Source organism: Sphingomonas sp. G-3-2-10, from assembly GCF_012927115.1.
GTDB lineage: Bacteria > Pseudomonadota > Alphaproteobacteria > Sphingomonadales > Sphingomonadaceae > Sphingomonas.
This window is the reverse complement of the sequence record NZ_JABBFY010000001.1, coordinates 3,122,028-3,138,009: the sequence shown is the minus strand read 5'-3', so window position 1 is coordinate 3,138,009 and position 15,982 is coordinate 3,122,028. Positions and strand designations below refer to the sequence as shown.

Genomic DNA, 15,982 nt, shown 5'->3' with positions numbered 1-15,982 from the left:
CTGACTGGAGGCGCAATCTGGCAGGGATGAAACTCATGCGGAGCGGATTTGGACGGATCGACGACGACATCCAGCGGCGGGCAAGGCGTATTCGGCACGAGCAGGGCGAACAGGCCGCTCAGGAATTCGAGGCGCGCGAATATGAGCGTGCGGCAGGCGGCCTGGTGCCGATCGGTACGGGCGCGGCGATCGGCGCGGCTGTCGGTTCGATCGTTCCGGGCATCGGCACGGCCATCGGCTTCGCGATCGGGGCGTATCTCGGTGGCGGCGCCGCGATCTACAAGGATCATCTCGACAGCAAGAAATAAGCGCTGCCGTCCTTGATAGGGGCGACGTGACCGGTGGCTTCCGCTCGCGCAGATCGAGCGGCTGCTTGCCGGTCATGTCCGTTCGACCGCTGCCCGGGTCGCTTTTTCGGCCCCGATACCCTATAGTCCGAGCGTGACCCTCGAACGCTTCCGTTCGGCAGGCACCGCGTTGCTTTGCTTCGCGGTCGCGCTGTTCCTTGCCGTCCTGCCCGATCCGGGCGGGGCGCCGGGCAGCAATGGCGTCACGATCGTCAGCGCCCAGTCGCCGGCTCCCCATGCGCTGCAATCGCAGGACCGCCATGTCGATGCGCGGCGGACCGTTCATGGATCGAAGCCCGGTTCGGGCCGCGATTTCGACGATGGTCCGGCGCTGCTTCCGCTGGCGCCGGCGCTTGTCCATGTCGCGAGCGCCCCGGTCGCTCCGGTCGCCGCGGCCGGGACGATCCAGCAGCCGCTGCGCTGGCGCATCGCCGCGCAGCCGCGCGCGCCGCCACTGGCCTGATCCTTCCCCATTTCAAGCAATTCGCCTGCCCGGCCTGATCGGGCGGGCGCTCAATACGATGCGTGCGCCGGGCTGCCACGGGCAGCGGCGCGCGCCATGCAAGGCAGTATCCGATGATTATCGAACATGAATCCAACCCCGAATGGACCGTTCCGCGCGACGCGGCCGACACCACCGTCGCGGCGGTCGAGGACATTCTCCGGCGCTATCCCGATGTGATGCCCGCCGAAGTCGAACGCGCATTGCTGTTCATGACCAGCGCCCCGATCCTCCAGCGCGGCTCGCTGTCCTCGCGGCCGGGGATGCAGGCGAAGATGGACCAGCTTCGCGCCGATCATCCCAAGGCGTTCAAGCCGTCGATGACCGGCTATGCCATCGCCGCTTTGCTGGTGGTCACCGTGGTGGTGATCGCCTTCCTGATCGCCGATATCGGCTGAAGCGAGGGGCGGGGTGCTTCGGCGCCCCGCCCTTTCCCGTCACAGGTCGAATTCGACGCCCTGCGCCAGCGGCAGGGTGCGGCCGTAATTCACGTTCTGGGTCTGGCGGCGCATATAGGCCTTCCAGCTGTCCGATCCGGACTCGCGCCCGCCGCCGGTTTCCTTCTCGCCGCCGAACGCGCCGCCGATCTCGGCGCCGCTCGTGCCCATATTGATATTGGCGATGCCGCAATCGGAGCCCGTGGCCGACAGGAACGCCTCGGCTTCGCGCAGATCGTTGGTCAGGATCGACGAGGACAGGCCCTGCGGCACGTCGCGCTGAAGCGCGATCGCTTCGTCGAACTCCGAATAGCGCAGGACATAGAGGATCGGGGCGAAGGTCTCCTCGCGCACCAGATCGCTCTGGCCCGGCATCTCGGCCAGCGCCGGCGCGACATAGCAATCGCCCAGCCATTCGCCGCCGGTCACTTCGCCACCTTCGGCGCGCGCGCGTTCCAGCGCCGCGCTCATCGCCTTGACCGCGCCGGCATCGATCATCGGACCGATCAGCGTGTCGCCCTTGCGCGGATCGCCGATGCGCAGCGATCCGAACGCCTTTTTCAGGCGCGGCAGCAGCGCGTCGTAGATGCTGTCATGCACGATCAGCCGCCGCATCGTGGTGCAGCGCTGGCCGGTCGTGCCCGCCGCGCCGAACGCGATGGCGCGCAACGCCAGTTCCAGATCGGCGGTGGGGGCGACGATCGTCGCGGCATTGCCGCCCAGTTCGAGCAGGCTGCGGCCCAGACGCCCGGCGACGACCGTGGCGACCGCGCGGCCCATCGGCACGCTGCCGGTCGCCGAGACGAGCGGGATGCGCGGATCGCGGGCAAGCGCCTCGCCCGCATCGCGTCCGCCGGTGACGAGTTGCGACAGGCCCTCGGGGGCGCCGAAGTCCTTCACCACCCGATCGAACACCGACTGGACGGCCCATGCGGTGACAGGCGTCTTCTCGCTCGGCTTCCACAACACGCTGTCGCCGCAGACCAGCGCGAGGCAGGCATTCCATGCCCAGACCGCGACCGGAAAGTTGAACGCGCTGATCACCGCGACCGGCCCCAGCGGGTGCCACATCTCGCGCATGTGATGGCTCGCGCGCTCGCTGGCGATGGTCAGGCCGTAAAGCTGGCGGGAAAGGCCGACCGCGAATTCGCAGATGTCGATCATCTCCTGCACTTCGCCGACGCCTTCGGAAAGCGGCTTGCCGGTCTCGATCGTCACCAGCCGGCCCAGCGCGTCGCGATGCTCGCGCAAGGCTTCGCCGAACAGCCGGACGAGCTGGCCGCGCACCGGGCCGGGCACCGAACGCCACGCTTCGAACGCAGTGACCGAGCGGGCGATGGCGGCATCGACCGACTCGCATTCGGGAACGGCGGGCATGGTCGATCCGTCGACCGGCGAGGTGCGCCCGGCGGCGGTGAGGGGGCAGCCGAGCGCGGCCAGGATGTCGGCGGCTTCGGTGCCGGCGGGGGAAAGACTGGTCATGGGCAGGGTGGTGGATCAAGCGTCGTGCGGAGGCAAGCGGGGTTGTTCGCCCCCGTCGTGAGGCCTATTTCCCGGCGATGAAAAACAGCGACACCGCAGCGCTCGATTATATCGAGACGCATCTCGACGACACGCTCGAACGCCTCTTTGCGCTGATGCGCGTCCAGTCGGTTTCGACCGACCCCGCTTATGCCCGGGAATGCCAGAAGGCCGCCGCGCTGCTCGCCGCCGAGCTGTCCGATATCGGTTTCGACGCGCGTGTGGCGCAGACGCCGGGGCATCCGATGGTGGTGGCGCATCATGATGGACCCGGCCCTCATGTGCTGTTCTATGGCCATTACGACGTCCAGCCGGTCGATCCGATCGAGCTGTGGCGGCGCGATCCGTTCGATCCCTCGCTCGAGGATGGCGCGAATGGCGGCGAGATCATCGTCGGCCGCGGCGCCAGCGACGACAAGGGCCAGCTGCGCACCTTTGTCGAGGCGTGCCGCGCCTGGAAGGAAACCACGGGCGCGCTGCCGTGCAAGGTCACGATCCTGTTCGAAGGCGAGGAGGAATCGGGTTCGGTCAGCCTCGAGCCGTTCCTGCGCGAACATGCCCAAGAGCTGAAGGCCGATTTCGCGCTGATCTGCGACACGCTGATGTGGGATGCCGACACGCCCGGCCTGACCATCGGCCTGCGCGGCATGGCCGCGGGCGAAGTGACGATCAAGGCGGCGCGGCGCGATCTCCACTCCGGCCTGTATGGCGGGGCGGCGCGCAACCCGATCCAGCTGCTCGCGACGATCCTCGGCGAGATGAAGGACAAGGACGGCCGCGTGACGCTCGACGGCTTCTACGATGGCGTCGATCCGGTGCCCGCCGGGGTGCGTCAGTCGTGGGACGCGCTCGGCTTCGACGATGCCGAATTCCTTGGCGATGTCGGGCTGCGCGTGCCGGCGGGCGAAGCGGGCACGGACGCGCTGGAACAGATCTGGGCGCGGCCGACCGCCGAAGTGAACGGCATCTGGGGCGGCTATACCGGCGAAGGCTTCAAGACGGTGATCCCGGCCGAAGCGCATGCCAAGATCAGCTTCCGTCTCGTCGGGCGGCAGGATCCGGACAAGGTGTGGGCGGCGTTCGAACGTCATGTCCGCGACCGGCTTCCCGCCGATTGCGAAGCCGTCTTCACCTCGCGTGGCCCCGGCAGCCCGGCGGTGACCGTGCCGAGCGACAGCCCGGCGGTTGCGGCGACGCGCGGCGCGCTCGATGCAGAATGGGGCAAGGCGGCGCTGATCGGCTGCGGCGGCGGCATCCCGGTGGTGACTTCGATCCGCTCGATCCTCGACATGGATACGGTGCTGGTCGGCTTCGCGCTGGCCGACGACAATATCCATTCGCCCAACGAGAAATACGAGTTGAAAAGCTTCCACAAGGGGATGCGCAGCTGGGTGCGAATCCTTGGCGGACTGGGCGAAATGGCACAGGCGAAGCAGGTCGAGGCCGCCTGATCCGTCTACCGCGCGCCGTCCCGATCGGTTAGACGGGCGGCAAGGGAGTGGGGATCATGGTGAAGCGGGTTCTGCTGGCGGCGACGGTTCTGGTTGCCCTGTCCGCGTGTCAGGAACAGGCCCCCCAGCCGAAGAACGAAGCGGTGACGCCCACTGCGCCCAATGCACCGCCTACCGGTGAGCCGGATGGGAACAGCATGGCGCCCGCGGGTGACCTGGCGAGCTGGATGATCGGCACCTGGTCGTTCGCCGGCGAATGCTCGACCGATCTGGTCGTCACTTACGAAGCCGATGGGCGGCTGGAGAATGCCGGCAATATCGGCACGTGGAAGCTCGACGGCGATACCGTGACCGAAACGATCCATGAGCGCGTCGCACTGGACAGCGAATATGGCGGAGTCGAAAAGCTGAAATCGCCTGAGCAATTGCGCTACACCGTGTCGCGCACTGATCAGAAGCATGGCGTACTGACGATCAATGGCCGCGCGGTGCCGATCCAGCGCTGTTGACGTGAGCGGTAGCGGCGACGATAGCGGGGAAATGGTTCCCCTTTCGTTCGCTGGCCACGAGTTGATGGCGCTGCCTCAGGGCGCGCTCTACTGGCCGGCGCGGCGCGCCTTGCTCGTCGCCGATCTCCATTTCGAGAAAGCCAGCTGGTTCGCCGCGCGCGGGCAGATGCTACCGCCCTATGATTCGATTGCGACATTGAGCGCGGTCGCCGATCTGGCGGACCGTACCGGCGCGGCAGAGCTGTGGTGCCTCGGCGACAGCTTCCACGATTCGGGCGGCGCCGAACGCTTGCCCGAAGCCGCGCGCGACCTGCTGCTTGGGCTGACCGCGCGGCTCGATTGGCGCTGGATCACCGGCAACCATGATGTGGCGCTCGACGATCCGTTCGGCGGCACGATCCATGAGGAAGCCGAAGTCGAAGGCCTGTTGCTGCGCCACGAAGCCGATCCGCGCGAGGTGCGGCCGGAGCTTTCGGGGCATTTCCACCCCAAGCTGCGCGTGCAGGTGCGCGGGCGCAGCGTTGCGCGGCGCTGCTTCGTCGCGACGCGGACCAAGCTGATCCTGCCGGCGTTCGGGGCGCTGACCGGGGGGCTGGATGCGCACCATCCGGAGATCGTTCGCGCAGTGGGTCCGGACGCGCAGGCGCTGATTGCGGTCGAAGGGAAGCTGCTGCGCTTCCCGATTGCTGCCTAGCGCCGAACCACTTTGCCTTGGCATAGCACCGGGCCATTGCCGCTGATCCGGCATTCGGGCGTGCCGAGGATCTGCACCGTGCCGAGGCCCATAGCGAAGATCTGGCTGGTGTAGCGCACGCCGATCCTGAGGCCGCCGGCGCTTTCCCACAATAAGGTGGCGTCTCCGGCGGTCAGGCCGCTCGCGTCGATCCCGCCCGCGCCGTTCGACCGGATGCGCGCGCGCCGCGCCGTGCCGCCCAGCGTCATCGCGCCGGTGCCGCTCAGCGTGACGTTGAGGTCCTCGGTCTGGATCGCGCCGACCGTCACCGTGCCGCCGCCGTTCAGTCCGATCTCGACTCGCGCACCCTTCATCGCCGCGGCGCGCACCCGCCCGCCGCCATTGACCAGCAAGGCGCGCAGGGCAGGGGTGGCGACGATGATCCGGGGCGTGGCGATCTGCTGGCCGGTCGGCTGCGTCCAGCCCTCGGCGCCCGCGCTGACGACCAGCGTTCCGCCATCGACGCGCAGCGACAGCCGCTGAAGCGCCTTGGTATCGCCGATCGCGACCGCGCGGGTCGATCCGGTCCGGACTTCGACTTCGAATGGCCCGTCGATGCGGACGCGGTCGAAGCCGGAGACAAGGAACGTTTTCTCGTCCGGCGCGGCCGACGCCGTCAGCAGGAACAGAAACAGGGAGGCGAGCCAGCGCATGCCGCAGACTCGCACTTCGTGGTTTTCGGCGCAATGACTTGCGCAAACGGTGCCGGCCCGCTCCCCACCCGGCCACCCAAACTGTTTACGCTCGTGGGTGGCCGGGTGGGGGAGCGGGCCGGCACCGCCCAAATCAAGGACCTGTCAGCTGCACTTGGCTTCGCCGGACCCCATGATGCTGCTGTTGCACTTCGCGCCGCCGCTCAGCTCGGCGTCGCCCGATCCCATGATCGAGACCTTCGCCTCGCCCTTGACCGTGCCATAGACGCTGCCCGATCCCATGATGTCGACCTTGGCGGCGGTCGCCGCGAGGCCGCGCGCGTCGATGTCGCCCGATCCCATCACATCGGCTTCGATGCGGGTCGCGGTGCCCGAGATCTTGATGTCGCCCGATCCGGTCGCTTCGAGATCGACATTGCCGCCGGTCAGCGCCGCGATGGTCAGATTGCCCGAACCGGTCAGTTCGGCGTCGAAATCGCCTTCGCCCTTGTCGGCGTTCAGGTCGCCCGATCCGGTCAGCTTGGCGCCGGTCAGCTTGGGCAGGGTCACCGTCACGCGCACCGCGGCGCCGTCCGACCGGTTCCAGCCCCAGCCCTGGCTCTTGCGGCCGATGCGCAGCGTGCCGTTGCGGACGGTGATGTCGAGTTCGTCGAGCATCTTCGCATCGCCCTCGGCGCGGACCGAGAAGGTTTCGCCGTATTTCACGTCGACATTGTCGGGGCCGAACAGCTCGACTTCGGTGAAGTCCTTCGCGGCGAAGGTGCGCGCGCCGCCGGTGCCCTGCGCCGGAATCGCGTCGCGGCTGGCATGGCTGGTGCCGTTGCCCTGGCTCGCGCCGTCATGATCCCAGCTCGCATGGCAGCCGGCCAGCGGCACGAGCGCGGCGGCGAGAAGCAGAATGCGCATGGTCGATCCTCCCGTTTCAACTGTATTGCATAACCAATACACTTGTTCGCGGGCAAAGAAAAGGGGCGGCGGATCGCTCCGTCGCCCCTTTCCGGAAAGTCCGGTGAAACCGCGCTTATGCGGGCACCTTGTCCTTGTTCCAGGTCACCGCGGCCTTGCGCAGGATTTCCAGGAGCTTTTCGAGCGCGGCCGGCTCGTCAATCTCTTCCATCGCCGCGAGTTCGCGGGCGAGGCGGCTCGCGGCCGCTTCGAAGATCTGGCGCTCCGAATAGCTCTGCTCGGGCTGGTCGTCGGCGCGGAACAGGTCGCGGACCACTTCGGCGATCGACACGAGGTCGCCCGAATTGATCTTCGCTTCATATTCCTGGGCGCGGCGCGACCACATGGTGCGCTTGACCTTGGGCTTGCCCTTGAGCGTGTCGAGCGCTTCGCGAAGCGTCTTGTCGCTGGAGAGCTTGCGCATGCCGACGCTTTCCGCCTTGTTGGTCGGAACGCGCAGGGTCATCTTTTCCTTTTCGAAGCGCAGCACATACAGCTCAAGCTGCATGCCCGCGATTTCCTGTTTCTGAAGCTCGATCACACGGCCAACGCCGTGCTTGGGGTAAACGACATAATCGCCGACGTCGAAGGACAGCGCCTTGGCAGCCATAATGCGTACAGCCTTTCCGTGAATTTACAGGCCCCGGGTGAATGCGGCAAAGCCCGGACGCGGCAGGCGCGGCGAGCTTGCTGAACGGGGCATATGTATTGCGTTCTCCGGGCGGAGGGCGAATCTACCTCCGTCTCAGGGTATTTAACACGATTGCAATAAAATTACCAGCGTTACGACGCTGATACACACAGAAATCTGCGCATTCCGGCGGATTTATCGCCGGGCCTCGGAGGATTCGACCGGATCGGGGGCGCGCCGCGAGCGCGCGCGGATCAGCTGCCGGTGCCGGGCTCGGGCGAGAAGAACTTCTCGAACTTGTCCTTCACGTCCTTCATTTCGTCGGCATCGGCGGGAACGTCGCCCTTCTGGGTCACGTTCGGCCATTCCTCCGAATAGGTCTTGTTGAGCTCCAGCCACTTTTCCAGGCCGTTCTCGGTATCCGGAAGGATCGCCTCGGCGGGGCATTCGGGCTCGCACACGCCACAATCGATGCACTCGCTGGGATTGATGACGAGCATGTTCTCGCCTTCATAGAAGCAGTCGACCGGACACACCTCGACGCAGTCCATATACTTGCAGCGGATGCAGGCATCGGTGACGACGTAGGTCATGGAGAAAGGCCCCTAAAGCGCGAAAATCAGGCTCCTGCTATGCCTGCGATTCCGACGCGTCAATCAATAGGACCTTCCTGCGAGACGTTCTCAGCTTTAGCGTCTTGTCGGCTATGCCGTGTCGGCACCGGCCCGCTCCCCCACCCGGCCACCCATAGAATAGCCTTCCGTCGGGTGGCCCGATGGGGGAGCGGGCCGGTGCGGGCCCCGTTTCGGCAACGCTGAAACGGCTCAGGACTCGCCGGTTACGAGTTGCTGATAGCAGGCCTGGGCTTCCGCCGGTGGTCCACGACGGGCGGGAAGCGCTTCGACGCGGATCACTTTCACCCGCCGGTCGTGCCCGACGAACGCGATGATATTCCCCACGCGCACCGGCGCATGGGCGCGATCGATGCGGCGGCCGTCGATGCGCAGACGACCGCCCTCGGCCAGATCCTGCGCCCAGTTGCGCGTCTTCGCCAGCCGGACGAACCACAGGAAGCGGTCGATCCGCATCGTCTCGCCGCTCACTTGCCGATCCCGAGTTCGGCCAGCGCGGCGAAGGCATTGTCCTTCGGCGCGGCCTTGGGCGCGGCCTGTGGCGTCAGGCCCTGCCAGATCCAGCGTGGCGGCTGTCCCTCGGCGCCGCGCGCGGTGCGGAAGCCGAGCTGCGCCATCAGCCGCGCGAACGTCTCGGGCTGAAGCCCCATCGACGTGGCCAGCGCCGGATCGGGGGCGAAGGGCTTGCGGCCCCTCCTGCTGTCATGGGCGGCGCGGGCGATGCGCTCGACCAGATCGACGCGCACCGCCTGCGCGCCCAGCGGCCGGTAGCCATGATCGAGGCCGGCACCCGGCGCATTGCGCGGCAACACCGTCGCCCCGTCGCGCGGCGCCACGCCAAGACCCATCAGCATCCGCCGCCAGCGCGCCGCGGCGGGCTTGAGCAGGGCCGGGGCGAACAGGTCGAGCGTCCCGATGGTGACGCCCATCGCGCGCAGCGCCTTGCGCGCCTGCGGATCGAGCGCTTCGACCATCTGCCCCGCTGCGCGGCGCGGCAACAGCCCGCCCGCTTCGATCAGCGCGCCTGCGATGGCGCGCAGCGGCGCCCCGGCTTGCGGGTCGCGGGTCGCGGCGTCGAGCTTGGCGAGCACCGGCAGATGGCGCGCGAGATGCGCCGCAAACCAGCGGTCGAGCCGCGCCTGGATCGCCGATCGCGCCTGCGCGTCGAGCACGTCCAGGGCGCGGTCGAGCAGGATCTTCGGACGGACCAGGCTGGGCCCGGGGGTGAGCCGGGCGACCGCGACGCCGCGCCACACCAGCGCTTGCCCGTCGAACGACAGTTCGCGGTCCTCCGCCTCCAGCAACGCTGCGCCGCGCTTGCGCAATTCGCTCGCCAGCCGTTTCTCCGCTGCCGCCAGCAGCATCCTCTTGTCGCTGGCGCGAGCGTCGGGCGTCACCGTGAAGCGAAATCCCTCCAGCGTCCCCAGCACATGCTCCTCGACGCTGACTTCGCCCTCGGGCCCGATCTCGACCGGCAGGTTCGACGCGTCCGCGCCGATCTGGCGCAGCAGCACCGTGGTCCGCTTGTCGACGAAGCGCTGGGTCAGGCTGGCGTGGAGCGCGTCGGACAGTTTCTCCTCGATCGCGCGGGTGCGCTCGGCCCAGTGGAACGGGTTCTCCAGCCAGTCGGCGCGATGGGCGATATAGGCCCAGCTGCGCGCCGCGGCGATCCGCCCGGCCAGCGTCTCGACATCGCCGCCCATATTGTCGAGCCGGGCGATCTCGTCGGCGAACCATTGGTGCGGGATATGGCCGCGCCCTTCGCTCAGATGGCCGAAGATGCGCCCGACGAAGCGGGCATGGGGGTCGGCGCCCAGCTTGCGGAAATCGGGCAGGCCGCATGCCGACCAGAGCCGCGCGACCATGCGCGGATCGCGCACCCGCTGGCGCACCCAGTCCTCGCCCGCCAGCCGCTTGAGCACGGCGAGATCGACTGCTTCGGGCGCGGCGCGCAACACGGGGCTGTCGGGCTTGCGCTCCAGGCTGCCGATCAGATCCTCGATGCTGGCGAAATCGGGCTCCCCTTCGCGCCAGTAGAGATGCTCGAGCCGCGGCACCTGATGCGCTTCGATCGCCAGCACTTCCTCGGGCGTGAAGCTGTCCGGCCCCTGTTCGTTTAGCGCGCCGAAGCTCCCGTCCTTCTGGTGCCGCCCCGCCCGCCCGGCGATCTGCGCCATCTCGGCGATGGTCAGGCGGCGCTGGCGGCGCCCGTCGAACTTGTGGAGGCTGGCGAAGGCGACATGGTGGACGTCCATGTTCAGCCCCATGCCGATCGCGTCTGTGGCGACGAGATAATCGACTTCGCCGGCCTGGAACATCTCGACCTGCGCGTTGCGGGTGCGGGGGGAAAGCGCGCCCATCACCACCGCCGCGCCGCCGCGCAGCCGGCGCAGCGTCTCGGCCACGGCATAGACTTCCTCGGCGCTGAACGCGACGATCGCCGAACGGCGCGGCAGGCGGGAAATCTTCTTCGCCCCGGCATAGCTCAGCGTCGAGAAGCGCGGCCGCCCGACGATCTCGGCATCGGGGACCAGCGCCTTGAGCATCGGGCGCAGCGAATCCGAACCGAGGATCATCGTCTCCTCGCGGCCCCGCGCACGCAGCAGCCGGTCGGTGAAGACATGCCCGCGCTCGGGATCCGCGCCGATCTGCGCCTCGTCGAGGGCGACGAACGCCGTTTCCCGCTCCAGCGGCATCGATTCCGCGGTGCACAGGAACCAGCGCGCCTTGGGCGGTAGTATCTTCTCTTCGCCGGTGATCAAGGCGACCTGCTCCGCGCCCTTGATCCGCACCACCCGGTCATAGACTTCGCGCGCCAGCAATCGCAGCGGGAAGCCGATCATGCCGCTGGCATGACCGCACATCCGCTCGACCGCGAGATGGGTCTTGCCGGTGTTGGTGGGACCAAGGACCGCAGTGACGGGAGAACGCGCGAACCGACTCATAACTAAGCGGAACATCGTTCCGAGTCGTCCCTTACGCAACACCCCTCTGTTGCCGAATCGCTCTAAGCATATGAGATTGGTTAGCGAATTTGGTGAAAGCTTCCCTTCATCTTTGCTGTGGCACAAGTCGTCGCACGGGAGCGCGCCCAAGGGGCTACTTAATTTGACTTTAAACCCTGCCTTACACAGTGATCGCACCCGTGCCGGGGGTGTCGGCATCACTGACGACTTTTGGGGGCAGCGCGCCTTGTTCCTGCGCAATGACCATGAGCTGGATGTCGGCGGCGGATCGGTTGCGATTCCGTATGCGGCTGCCCCTGCACCTGCCGCAAAGTCGCGCTTCGCCGATTTCGATTTCACGCCGGACCTCGGTTCGCGGATCGGTTCGGTCACCTGGTTCCGCGGCGCCGCCACCTGCATCGGTCTGTGCGCGCTGACATTCCTTGCTTCGCCCGGCTTCGAGAACCCGATCTACGGCTATGTGCCCGCCGCGCTGCAGGGCGCCGAACGCGAAGCCGCCAAGGCTCAGGCGATCGCGCCGCTGGCGCAGGGCGCCAAGAGCGGGCGTCACATGGCCGCGACCGGCCTGGTTGCGCCGCTGAGCGACACGCCCGAGCGCCCGGAGATCAATACCGTCGCCAAGCTCGCTTCGGGCGGCACGCTGATGGGCGCGCTCCAGCGCGCCGGAGTCGGCGGCGGCGACGCCGACCGCGTAGTCGATCTGCTCGGCGATGCGATCACGCTGGCCGATATTCCTGTCGGCACCCCGCTCGACATCACCCTGGGCCGTCGCGAGAACAAGTCGCAGCCGCGACCGCTCAAGGAAGTCGAGTTCCGTGCCCGCTTCGACCTGAGCGTCAAGGTCGTGCGCAACAATGGCGAGCTGGCGCTGATCCAGACGCCGATCGCGATCGACAATACCCCGCTGCGCATCCAGGGCGCGTTCGGCCCCAGCCTCTATCGCTCGGCCCGCGCGGCCGGTGCCCCGGCCAAGGCAGTCGAAGCCTATATCCGCTCGGTCAACACTCGCATTCCCGTCGGCCGCATCGGCTCGGGCTGCAAGTTCGACATCATCGTCGAGCAGGCCCGCGCCGCCACCGGCGAAGTGAAGATGGGCAATCTTCTCTATGCCGGCGTTGCGGGATGCTCGAACCAGATGCAGCTGGTGCGCATGGAAGTCGACGGGCGCGACAGCTGGTTCGACGGATCGGGCCGCGGCGCGAAGACCGGCATGATGGCGATGCCTGCCGCCGGCCGTATTTCCTCGGGCTTCGGCATGCGCCGCCACCCGATCCTGGGTTATGCCCGGATGCACAAGGGTCTCGACGTGGCTGCGCCGTGGGGCGCGCCGGTCTATGCCGCGACCGACGGCGTGGTGGTGATCGCCGGCCGTTCGAGCGGCTATGGCAATTTCATCAAGCTCAACCATGCGGGCGGCTATGGCACCGGCTATGGCCATCTGAGCCGCATCCTTGTCCGTTCGGGCCAGCGCGTGCGCAAGGGCCAGCAGATCGGCGCGGTCGGATCGACCGGCATGTCGACCGGCCCGCACCTCCATTACGAGCTGTACCGCAATGGCGTGGCGGTGAACCCGCGCTCGGTCAGTTTCTCGGTGGTGCAGCAGCTTGGCGGCAACGATCTCGCCACGCTCCGCTCGCGGCTTGGCCGCCTGATGGCAGTCCCGGTCGGCGGCTCGCGCGACGACGACGAATAGTCGAAATTCCCCTCCCGCTCCGGGAGATGCCTGGCTGAATGTCGATACGGGTCAGGGCCGGTCTATCCGGTCGGCGATGGCCGGTCGCAGCTTGCAATGTAGGATTTCGGCTGCTTGGCTGGGGAGGCCGGGGGAACACCCGCCGCTCTTTGACTTGTCGTAAGCCTCATTTTTCGCGGGAAGCCGGTTTTTCGCGATATTGGTGTCAACCGTGTCAACCAGCACTGTCCCAAGTGCCTGTTTTTGAACGACACACGCAATCTCCGCCCAGACCGCGACTGTCGATCAACCTGGGCTGGGCCTTTCCTCCCCCCGCAGCACAGTCCCTCCCCGACCCCTCGCGCAGGCGGAGGGGGAGGAAGAAGAATTACTTCCCCTGCGAACGCCAGCGTTTGATCGTGCGCTCGAGGATACCTTCCTCGCCGCCGGTCTCGCGCCACAGCTGCGAGAAGAGCGGATCGGCCGAGGCCGGGCGCTTATTCTCGTCGAGATTATCGAACAGCAGGCGGATCGGCGTCGCCACGCCTTCGCCCACCGCGATGCATTCGCGGTTCCGCAGCGCGGGAATCGAATCGAGAAAGCCGCGCGCGCCTTCGGGCATCGCCGCCTTCACGAAGGCCTGGTCGCGTTCGTTGTTCAGGCGCATCGACAGGATCGTGCCGCACTGGGAAAGCACGCCTTCGGCCAGATCCGACGGGCGCTGGGTGATCAGGCCGAGGGAGACGCCGTATTTACGGCCTTCCTTGGCGATCCGGCTGAGGATGCGGCCGACCGACGATCCATCGGCGTTGCGCTCGTTGGGGACGTAGCGATGCGCTTCCTCGCAGACGAGCAGGATCGGGCGCTTGGGCTCGTTGCGCGACCAGATCGCGAAATCGAACACCATGCGGCTGAGCACCGCGACCACCACCGAAGTGATTTCGCTCGGCACGCCGGACACGTCGATGATCGAGATCGGCTTGCCGTCGCCGGGCAGGCGGAACACGCGCGCCAGGAACTGCGACATGGTGTCCGCCACGAGCATGCCCGAGAACATGAAGGCGTAGCGCGGATCGGCCTTGATCTCGTCGATCTTGGAACGGAGGCGGAGATAGGGCGCCGTGTCGGTCGCCTTGTCCATCTTGCCCATTTCGTTCTGCAGGATCGTGGTCAGGTCGCTCAGCAGATAGGGGATCGGCGCATCGACGGTCAGCTTGCCGACTTCCGCGGCGAGCCGGTTCTTCTGCTTCGCCTGAAGGATGCACTTGGCGAGGATGTCCGCATCCACCTGACGCGCCGAACCCTCGGTCGTCAGGAAGACTTCGCAATGCTCCTCGAAGTTCATCAGCCAGTACGGCATCTGCAGGTTCGACACGTCGTACAGCGCACCGTTCGATTTGAACGCGCTGCCATATTCGCCGTGCGGGTCGATCATCACGATGTGACCCTGCGGCGCGAGGTCGCAGATGCGGTGGAGGATCAGCGCGGCGCTGGTCGATTTGCCGGTGCCGGTCGATCCGAGCAGCGCGAAATGCTTGCCCAGCATCGCGTCGATATACAGCGCGGCGCGGATGTCCTTGGTCGGATAGACATTGCCGATCTCGATATTGGCCATGTCCTGCGCAGCGTAGATCTGCTTGAGGTCGGCGGTCGAGACGGGGAACACCTCGGTTCCGGGCGTGGGATAGCGGGTGACGCCGCGGCGGAACTTGTAGAGCTTGCCGGTGAGCTTCTCTTCGTCGCCTTCGCCGAGGAAATCGATCTGCGCCGCGATATGGCCGTCATCGGCGAGCTTCAAAGCGCGGACGTTCGCGATCAGCCAGGTGCTGCCGACGCGCAGTTTGACCTGGCTGCCGACCTGCCCGGCATGGGCCACGGCGACGTCGCTGCTGGTGCTCAGCGCTTCGAGCGCCGCAGCGTCGAGCATCACCTGGCTCGACGAACCGGCGATCTCGATCACCCGGCCGATCACGCGACTATGCGCGGGCGGGGAAAAATTCTCTCCCGAAACTGGCGCCGCGTTTTCGAAACCCCGCGCGCCGAACTGGCCTTCCATCGGAAACTCCCCGTTGCCCGTCGGCCTTATTGCGCCCCGAGGAGTAAAGAATATGTGTGTTTGAAGGCTCTTATCGACGGCGCCGACCCGCTCCCCCGCCCGGCTTCCCGCCAGGATATGCCTTGGGAGGCAGGGCGGGGGAGCGGGCCGGCGCCGTAGCCTTCAAAAGCGCCGCCAGATCGCGCCTGCGCCCCAGCCGAACAGGACTGATAACGCTACCGCAACAAGGCCATAGAGGATGGAATTGCGTTCGGCGGAGCGCGCGACGAACCGTTCGAATCCCGACTTTCTGATGTCGATCGGGCGTACCGCGGCGGCGAGGACGCGGCCATCGCGAATCAGGAAGGTCTCGGCGGTGAAGCGTCCCACGGGCACGCGCGCCGGGATGTTCAGCCGCGCGCGATACAGCACGCCATCGGTGATCTCCACCGTGCCGGGCGATTCGTAATAAAGGCCGCGCCGTTTGAGCAGATCGACCAGTCCCGCGTCGAACCGCTTCTGCACCTCGGGCACCGCGCCCGATGCGGGCGAGAGCTGCAGGCTGTCGACGCCGAGTTCGTAGATGTCGCGGGTGCGCTGATCGACCAGCTGGCTGATCGGCTTCGACGATGCGATCGCGTAGAAGCTGGGAGCCGAACGATAGCGCATCCGGTCGGCATTGACCCAGATGCCCGCCACCTTCTCCTTTTCGCGCACCAGCACCGATTGCGTCGGGCCCTTCACCACCACCACGATATCGGCGGGCTTGTCGCCCTCGGCCGGGGCGCGGCCGCCGGGATAGACGATCGCGCCGAACAGCAGCAGGTCCGCGCCGGTGAAGGAATAGGCGATCTGGATGTCGCGCTGCGACACGTCGGGGACCAGCACCGGCTTGGCCTGTCCCAGCAGCAGCGGGGCGATCAGGAGCAGGGCGAGAGCTTTCCTCAC

16 protein-coding genes are annotated in these 15,982 nt (G+C 67.0%); 7 read left to right on the top strand and 9 right to left on the bottom strand.

Features of this window, described 5'->3' with window-relative positions; translation table 11 throughout:
- Positions 1–35 precede the first annotated feature (35 nt).
- The 3 genes from HHL13_RS15745 to HHL13_RS15735 all read left to right on the top strand — a co-directional run bounded on the left by HHL13_RS15745 (position 36) and on the right by HHL13_RS15735 (position 1,247).
- Positions 36–308 carry a hypothetical protein gene (locus HHL13_RS15745; RefSeq protein ID WP_169553748.1) on the top strand — a complete coding sequence of 91 codons (273 nt, stop codon included), beginning with the start codon at positions 36–38 and terminating at the stop codon, positions 306–308.
- Between the two features lie 133 nt (positions 309–441).
- Positions 442–810, top strand: a complete 369-nt coding sequence (locus tag HHL13_RS15740; protein WP_169556546.1) for a hypothetical protein — start codon at positions 442–444, stop codon at positions 808–810.
- Between the two features lie 113 nt (positions 811–923).
- On the top strand, positions 924–1,247 hold the full coding sequence (locus HHL13_RS15735; protein WP_169556545.1) for a hypothetical protein: 324 nt from the start codon (positions 924–926) through the stop codon (positions 1,245–1,247).
- A gap of 39 nt (positions 1,248–1,286) precedes the next feature.
- Here HHL13_RS15735 and HHL13_RS15730 read toward each other — a convergent pair whose 3' ends face one another.
- Positions 1,287–2,768 carry an aldehyde dehydrogenase family protein gene (locus tag HHL13_RS15730; protein ID WP_169556544.1) on the bottom strand — a complete coding sequence of 494 codons (1,482 nt, stop codon included), beginning with the start codon at positions 2,766–2,768 and terminating at the stop codon, positions 1,287–1,289.
- A 77-nt stretch (positions 2,769–2,845) separates the two neighbouring features.
- Here HHL13_RS15730 and HHL13_RS15725 point away from each other — a divergent pair, with 77 nt between their 5' ends.
- Genes HHL13_RS15725 through pdeM form a run of 3 tightly spaced genes read left to right on the top strand, consistent with a single transcriptional unit; the run spans position 2,846 to position 5,461 of the window.
- The gene (locus HHL13_RS15725; RefSeq protein WP_169556543.1) at positions 2,846–4,258 is read left to right on the top strand and encodes a M20/M25/M40 family metallo-hydrolase; all 1,413 of its coding nucleotides are present in this window, start codon (positions 2,846–2,848) and stop codon (positions 4,256–4,258) included.
- 56 nt (positions 4,259–4,314) lie between these two features.
- Entirely contained in the window at positions 4,315–4,767 is a 453-nt protein-coding gene (locus HHL13_RS15720) for a hypothetical protein (protein WP_169556542.1), read from the top strand.
- Between the two features lie 31 nt (positions 4,768–4,798).
- Positions 4,799–5,461: a ligase-associated DNA damage response endonuclease PdeM gene (gene pdeM / locus HHL13_RS15715; RefSeq protein WP_169556541.1), complete on the top strand. Its 663-nt coding sequence runs from the start codon at positions 4,799–4,801 to the stop codon at positions 5,459–5,461.
- On the opposite strand, the gene HHL13_RS15710 is transcribed toward pdeM, so the two are convergent.
- The 6 genes from HHL13_RS15710 to HHL13_RS15685 form a co-directional block, all read right to left on the bottom strand.
- Complete coding sequence (locus HHL13_RS15710) at positions 5,458–6,153, bottom strand: DUF2807 domain-containing protein (protein WP_169556540.1); 696 nt, start codon at positions 6,151–6,153, stop codon at positions 5,458–5,460. The two genes, pdeM and HHL13_RS15710, sit on opposite strands and share 4 nt — an antisense overlap.
- Positions 6,154–6,297: 144 nt before the next feature.
- The gene (locus tag HHL13_RS15705; protein ID WP_169556539.1) at positions 6,298–7,059 is read right to left on the bottom strand and encodes a head GIN domain-containing protein; all 762 of its coding nucleotides are present in this window, start codon (positions 7,057–7,059) and stop codon (positions 6,298–6,300) included.
- A gap of 115 nt (positions 7,060–7,174) precedes the next feature.
- Positions 7,175–7,708 carry a CarD family transcriptional regulator gene (locus tag HHL13_RS15700; RefSeq protein WP_169556538.1) on the bottom strand — a complete coding sequence of 178 codons (534 nt, stop codon included), beginning with the start codon at positions 7,706–7,708 and terminating at the stop codon, positions 7,175–7,177.
- Positions 7,709–7,983: 275 nt separating this feature from the next.
- Entirely contained in the window at positions 7,984–8,322 is a 339-nt protein-coding gene (gene fdxA / locus HHL13_RS15695) for a ferredoxin FdxA (RefSeq protein WP_169556537.1), read from the bottom strand.
- A 231-nt stretch (positions 8,323–8,553) separates the two neighbouring features.
- Positions 8,554–8,817, bottom strand: coding sequence for a S4 domain-containing protein (locus HHL13_RS15690; RefSeq protein WP_169557009.1), 264 nt, complete (start codon positions 8,815–8,817; stop codon positions 8,554–8,556).
- Between the two features lie 11 nt (positions 8,818–8,828).
- Positions 8,829–11,306, bottom strand: coding sequence for a helicase-related protein (locus HHL13_RS15685; RefSeq protein ID WP_169556536.1), 2,478 nt, complete (start codon positions 11,304–11,306; stop codon positions 8,829–8,831).
- Between the two features lie 247 nt (positions 11,307–11,553).
- Between HHL13_RS15685 and HHL13_RS15680 the strand changes: the two genes are divergently transcribed.
- Positions 11,554–13,020: a M23 family metallopeptidase gene (locus tag HHL13_RS15680; protein WP_169556535.1), complete on the top strand. Its 1,467-nt coding sequence runs from the start codon at positions 11,554–11,556 to the stop codon at positions 13,018–13,020.
- A gap of 367 nt (positions 13,021–13,387) precedes the next feature.
- Here HHL13_RS15680 and HHL13_RS15675 read toward each other — a convergent pair whose 3' ends face one another.
- Together HHL13_RS15675 and HHL13_RS15670 are read right to left on the bottom strand one after the other, a co-directional pair.
- Positions 13,388–15,055: a DUF87 domain-containing protein gene (locus HHL13_RS15675; RefSeq protein ID WP_169556534.1), complete on the bottom strand. Its 1,668-nt coding sequence runs from the start codon at positions 15,053–15,055 to the stop codon at positions 13,388–13,390.
- Between the two features lie 162 nt (positions 15,056–15,217).
- Positions 15,218–15,982, bottom strand: coding sequence for a TIGR02186 family protein (locus HHL13_RS15670; RefSeq protein WP_169556533.1), 765 nt, complete (start codon positions 15,980–15,982; stop codon positions 15,218–15,220).

Bases quoted from the DNA above. Each gene is read 5' to 3' on its own strand.
- HHL13_RS15735 (WP_169556545.1), top strand. From the start codon at position 924: ATGATTATCGAACATGAATCCAACCCCGAATGGACCGTTCCGCGCGAC.
- HHL13_RS15700 (WP_169556538.1), bottom strand. From the start codon at position 7,708: ATGGCTGCCAAGGCGCTGTCCTTCGACGTCGGCGATTATGTCGTTTAC.
- HHL13_RS15745 (WP_169553748.1), top strand. From the start codon at position 36: ATGCGGAGCGGATTTGGACGGATCGACGACGACATCCAGCGGCGGGCA.
- HHL13_RS15730 (WP_169556544.1), bottom strand. From the start codon at position 2,768: ATGACCAGTCTTTCCCCCGCCGGCACCGAAGCCGCCGACATCCTGGCC.
- HHL13_RS15710 (WP_169556540.1), bottom strand. From the start codon at position 6,153: ATGCGCTGGCTCGCCTCCCTGTTTCTGTTCCTGCTGACGGCGTCGGCC.
- HHL13_RS15725 (WP_169556543.1), top strand. From the start codon at position 2,846: ATGAAAAACAGCGACACCGCAGCGCTCGATTATATCGAGACGCATCTC.
- HHL13_RS15690 (WP_169557009.1), bottom strand. From the start codon at position 8,817: ATGCGGATCGACCGCTTCCTGTGGTTCGTCCGGCTGGCGAAGACGCGC.
- HHL13_RS15720 (WP_169556542.1), top strand. From the start codon at position 4,315: ATGGTGAAGCGGGTTCTGCTGGCGGCGACGGTTCTGGTTGCCCTGTCC.
- HHL13_RS15685 (WP_169556536.1), bottom strand. From the start codon at position 11,306: ATGAGTCGGTTCGCGCGTTCTCCCGTCACTGCGGTCCTTGGTCCCACC.
- pdeM (WP_169556541.1), top strand. From the start codon at position 4,799: ATGGTTCCCCTTTCGTTCGCTGGCCACGAGTTGATGGCGCTGCCTCAG.
- fdxA (WP_169556537.1), bottom strand. From the start codon at position 8,322: ATGACCTACGTCGTCACCGATGCCTGCATCCGCTGCAAGTATATGGAC.
- HHL13_RS15705 (WP_169556539.1), bottom strand. From the start codon at position 7,059: ATGCGCATTCTGCTTCTCGCCGCCGCGCTCGTGCCGCTGGCCGGCTGC.
- HHL13_RS15675 (WP_169556534.1), bottom strand. From the start codon at position 15,055: ATGGAAGGCCAGTTCGGCGCGCGGGGTTTCGAAAACGCGGCGCCAGTT.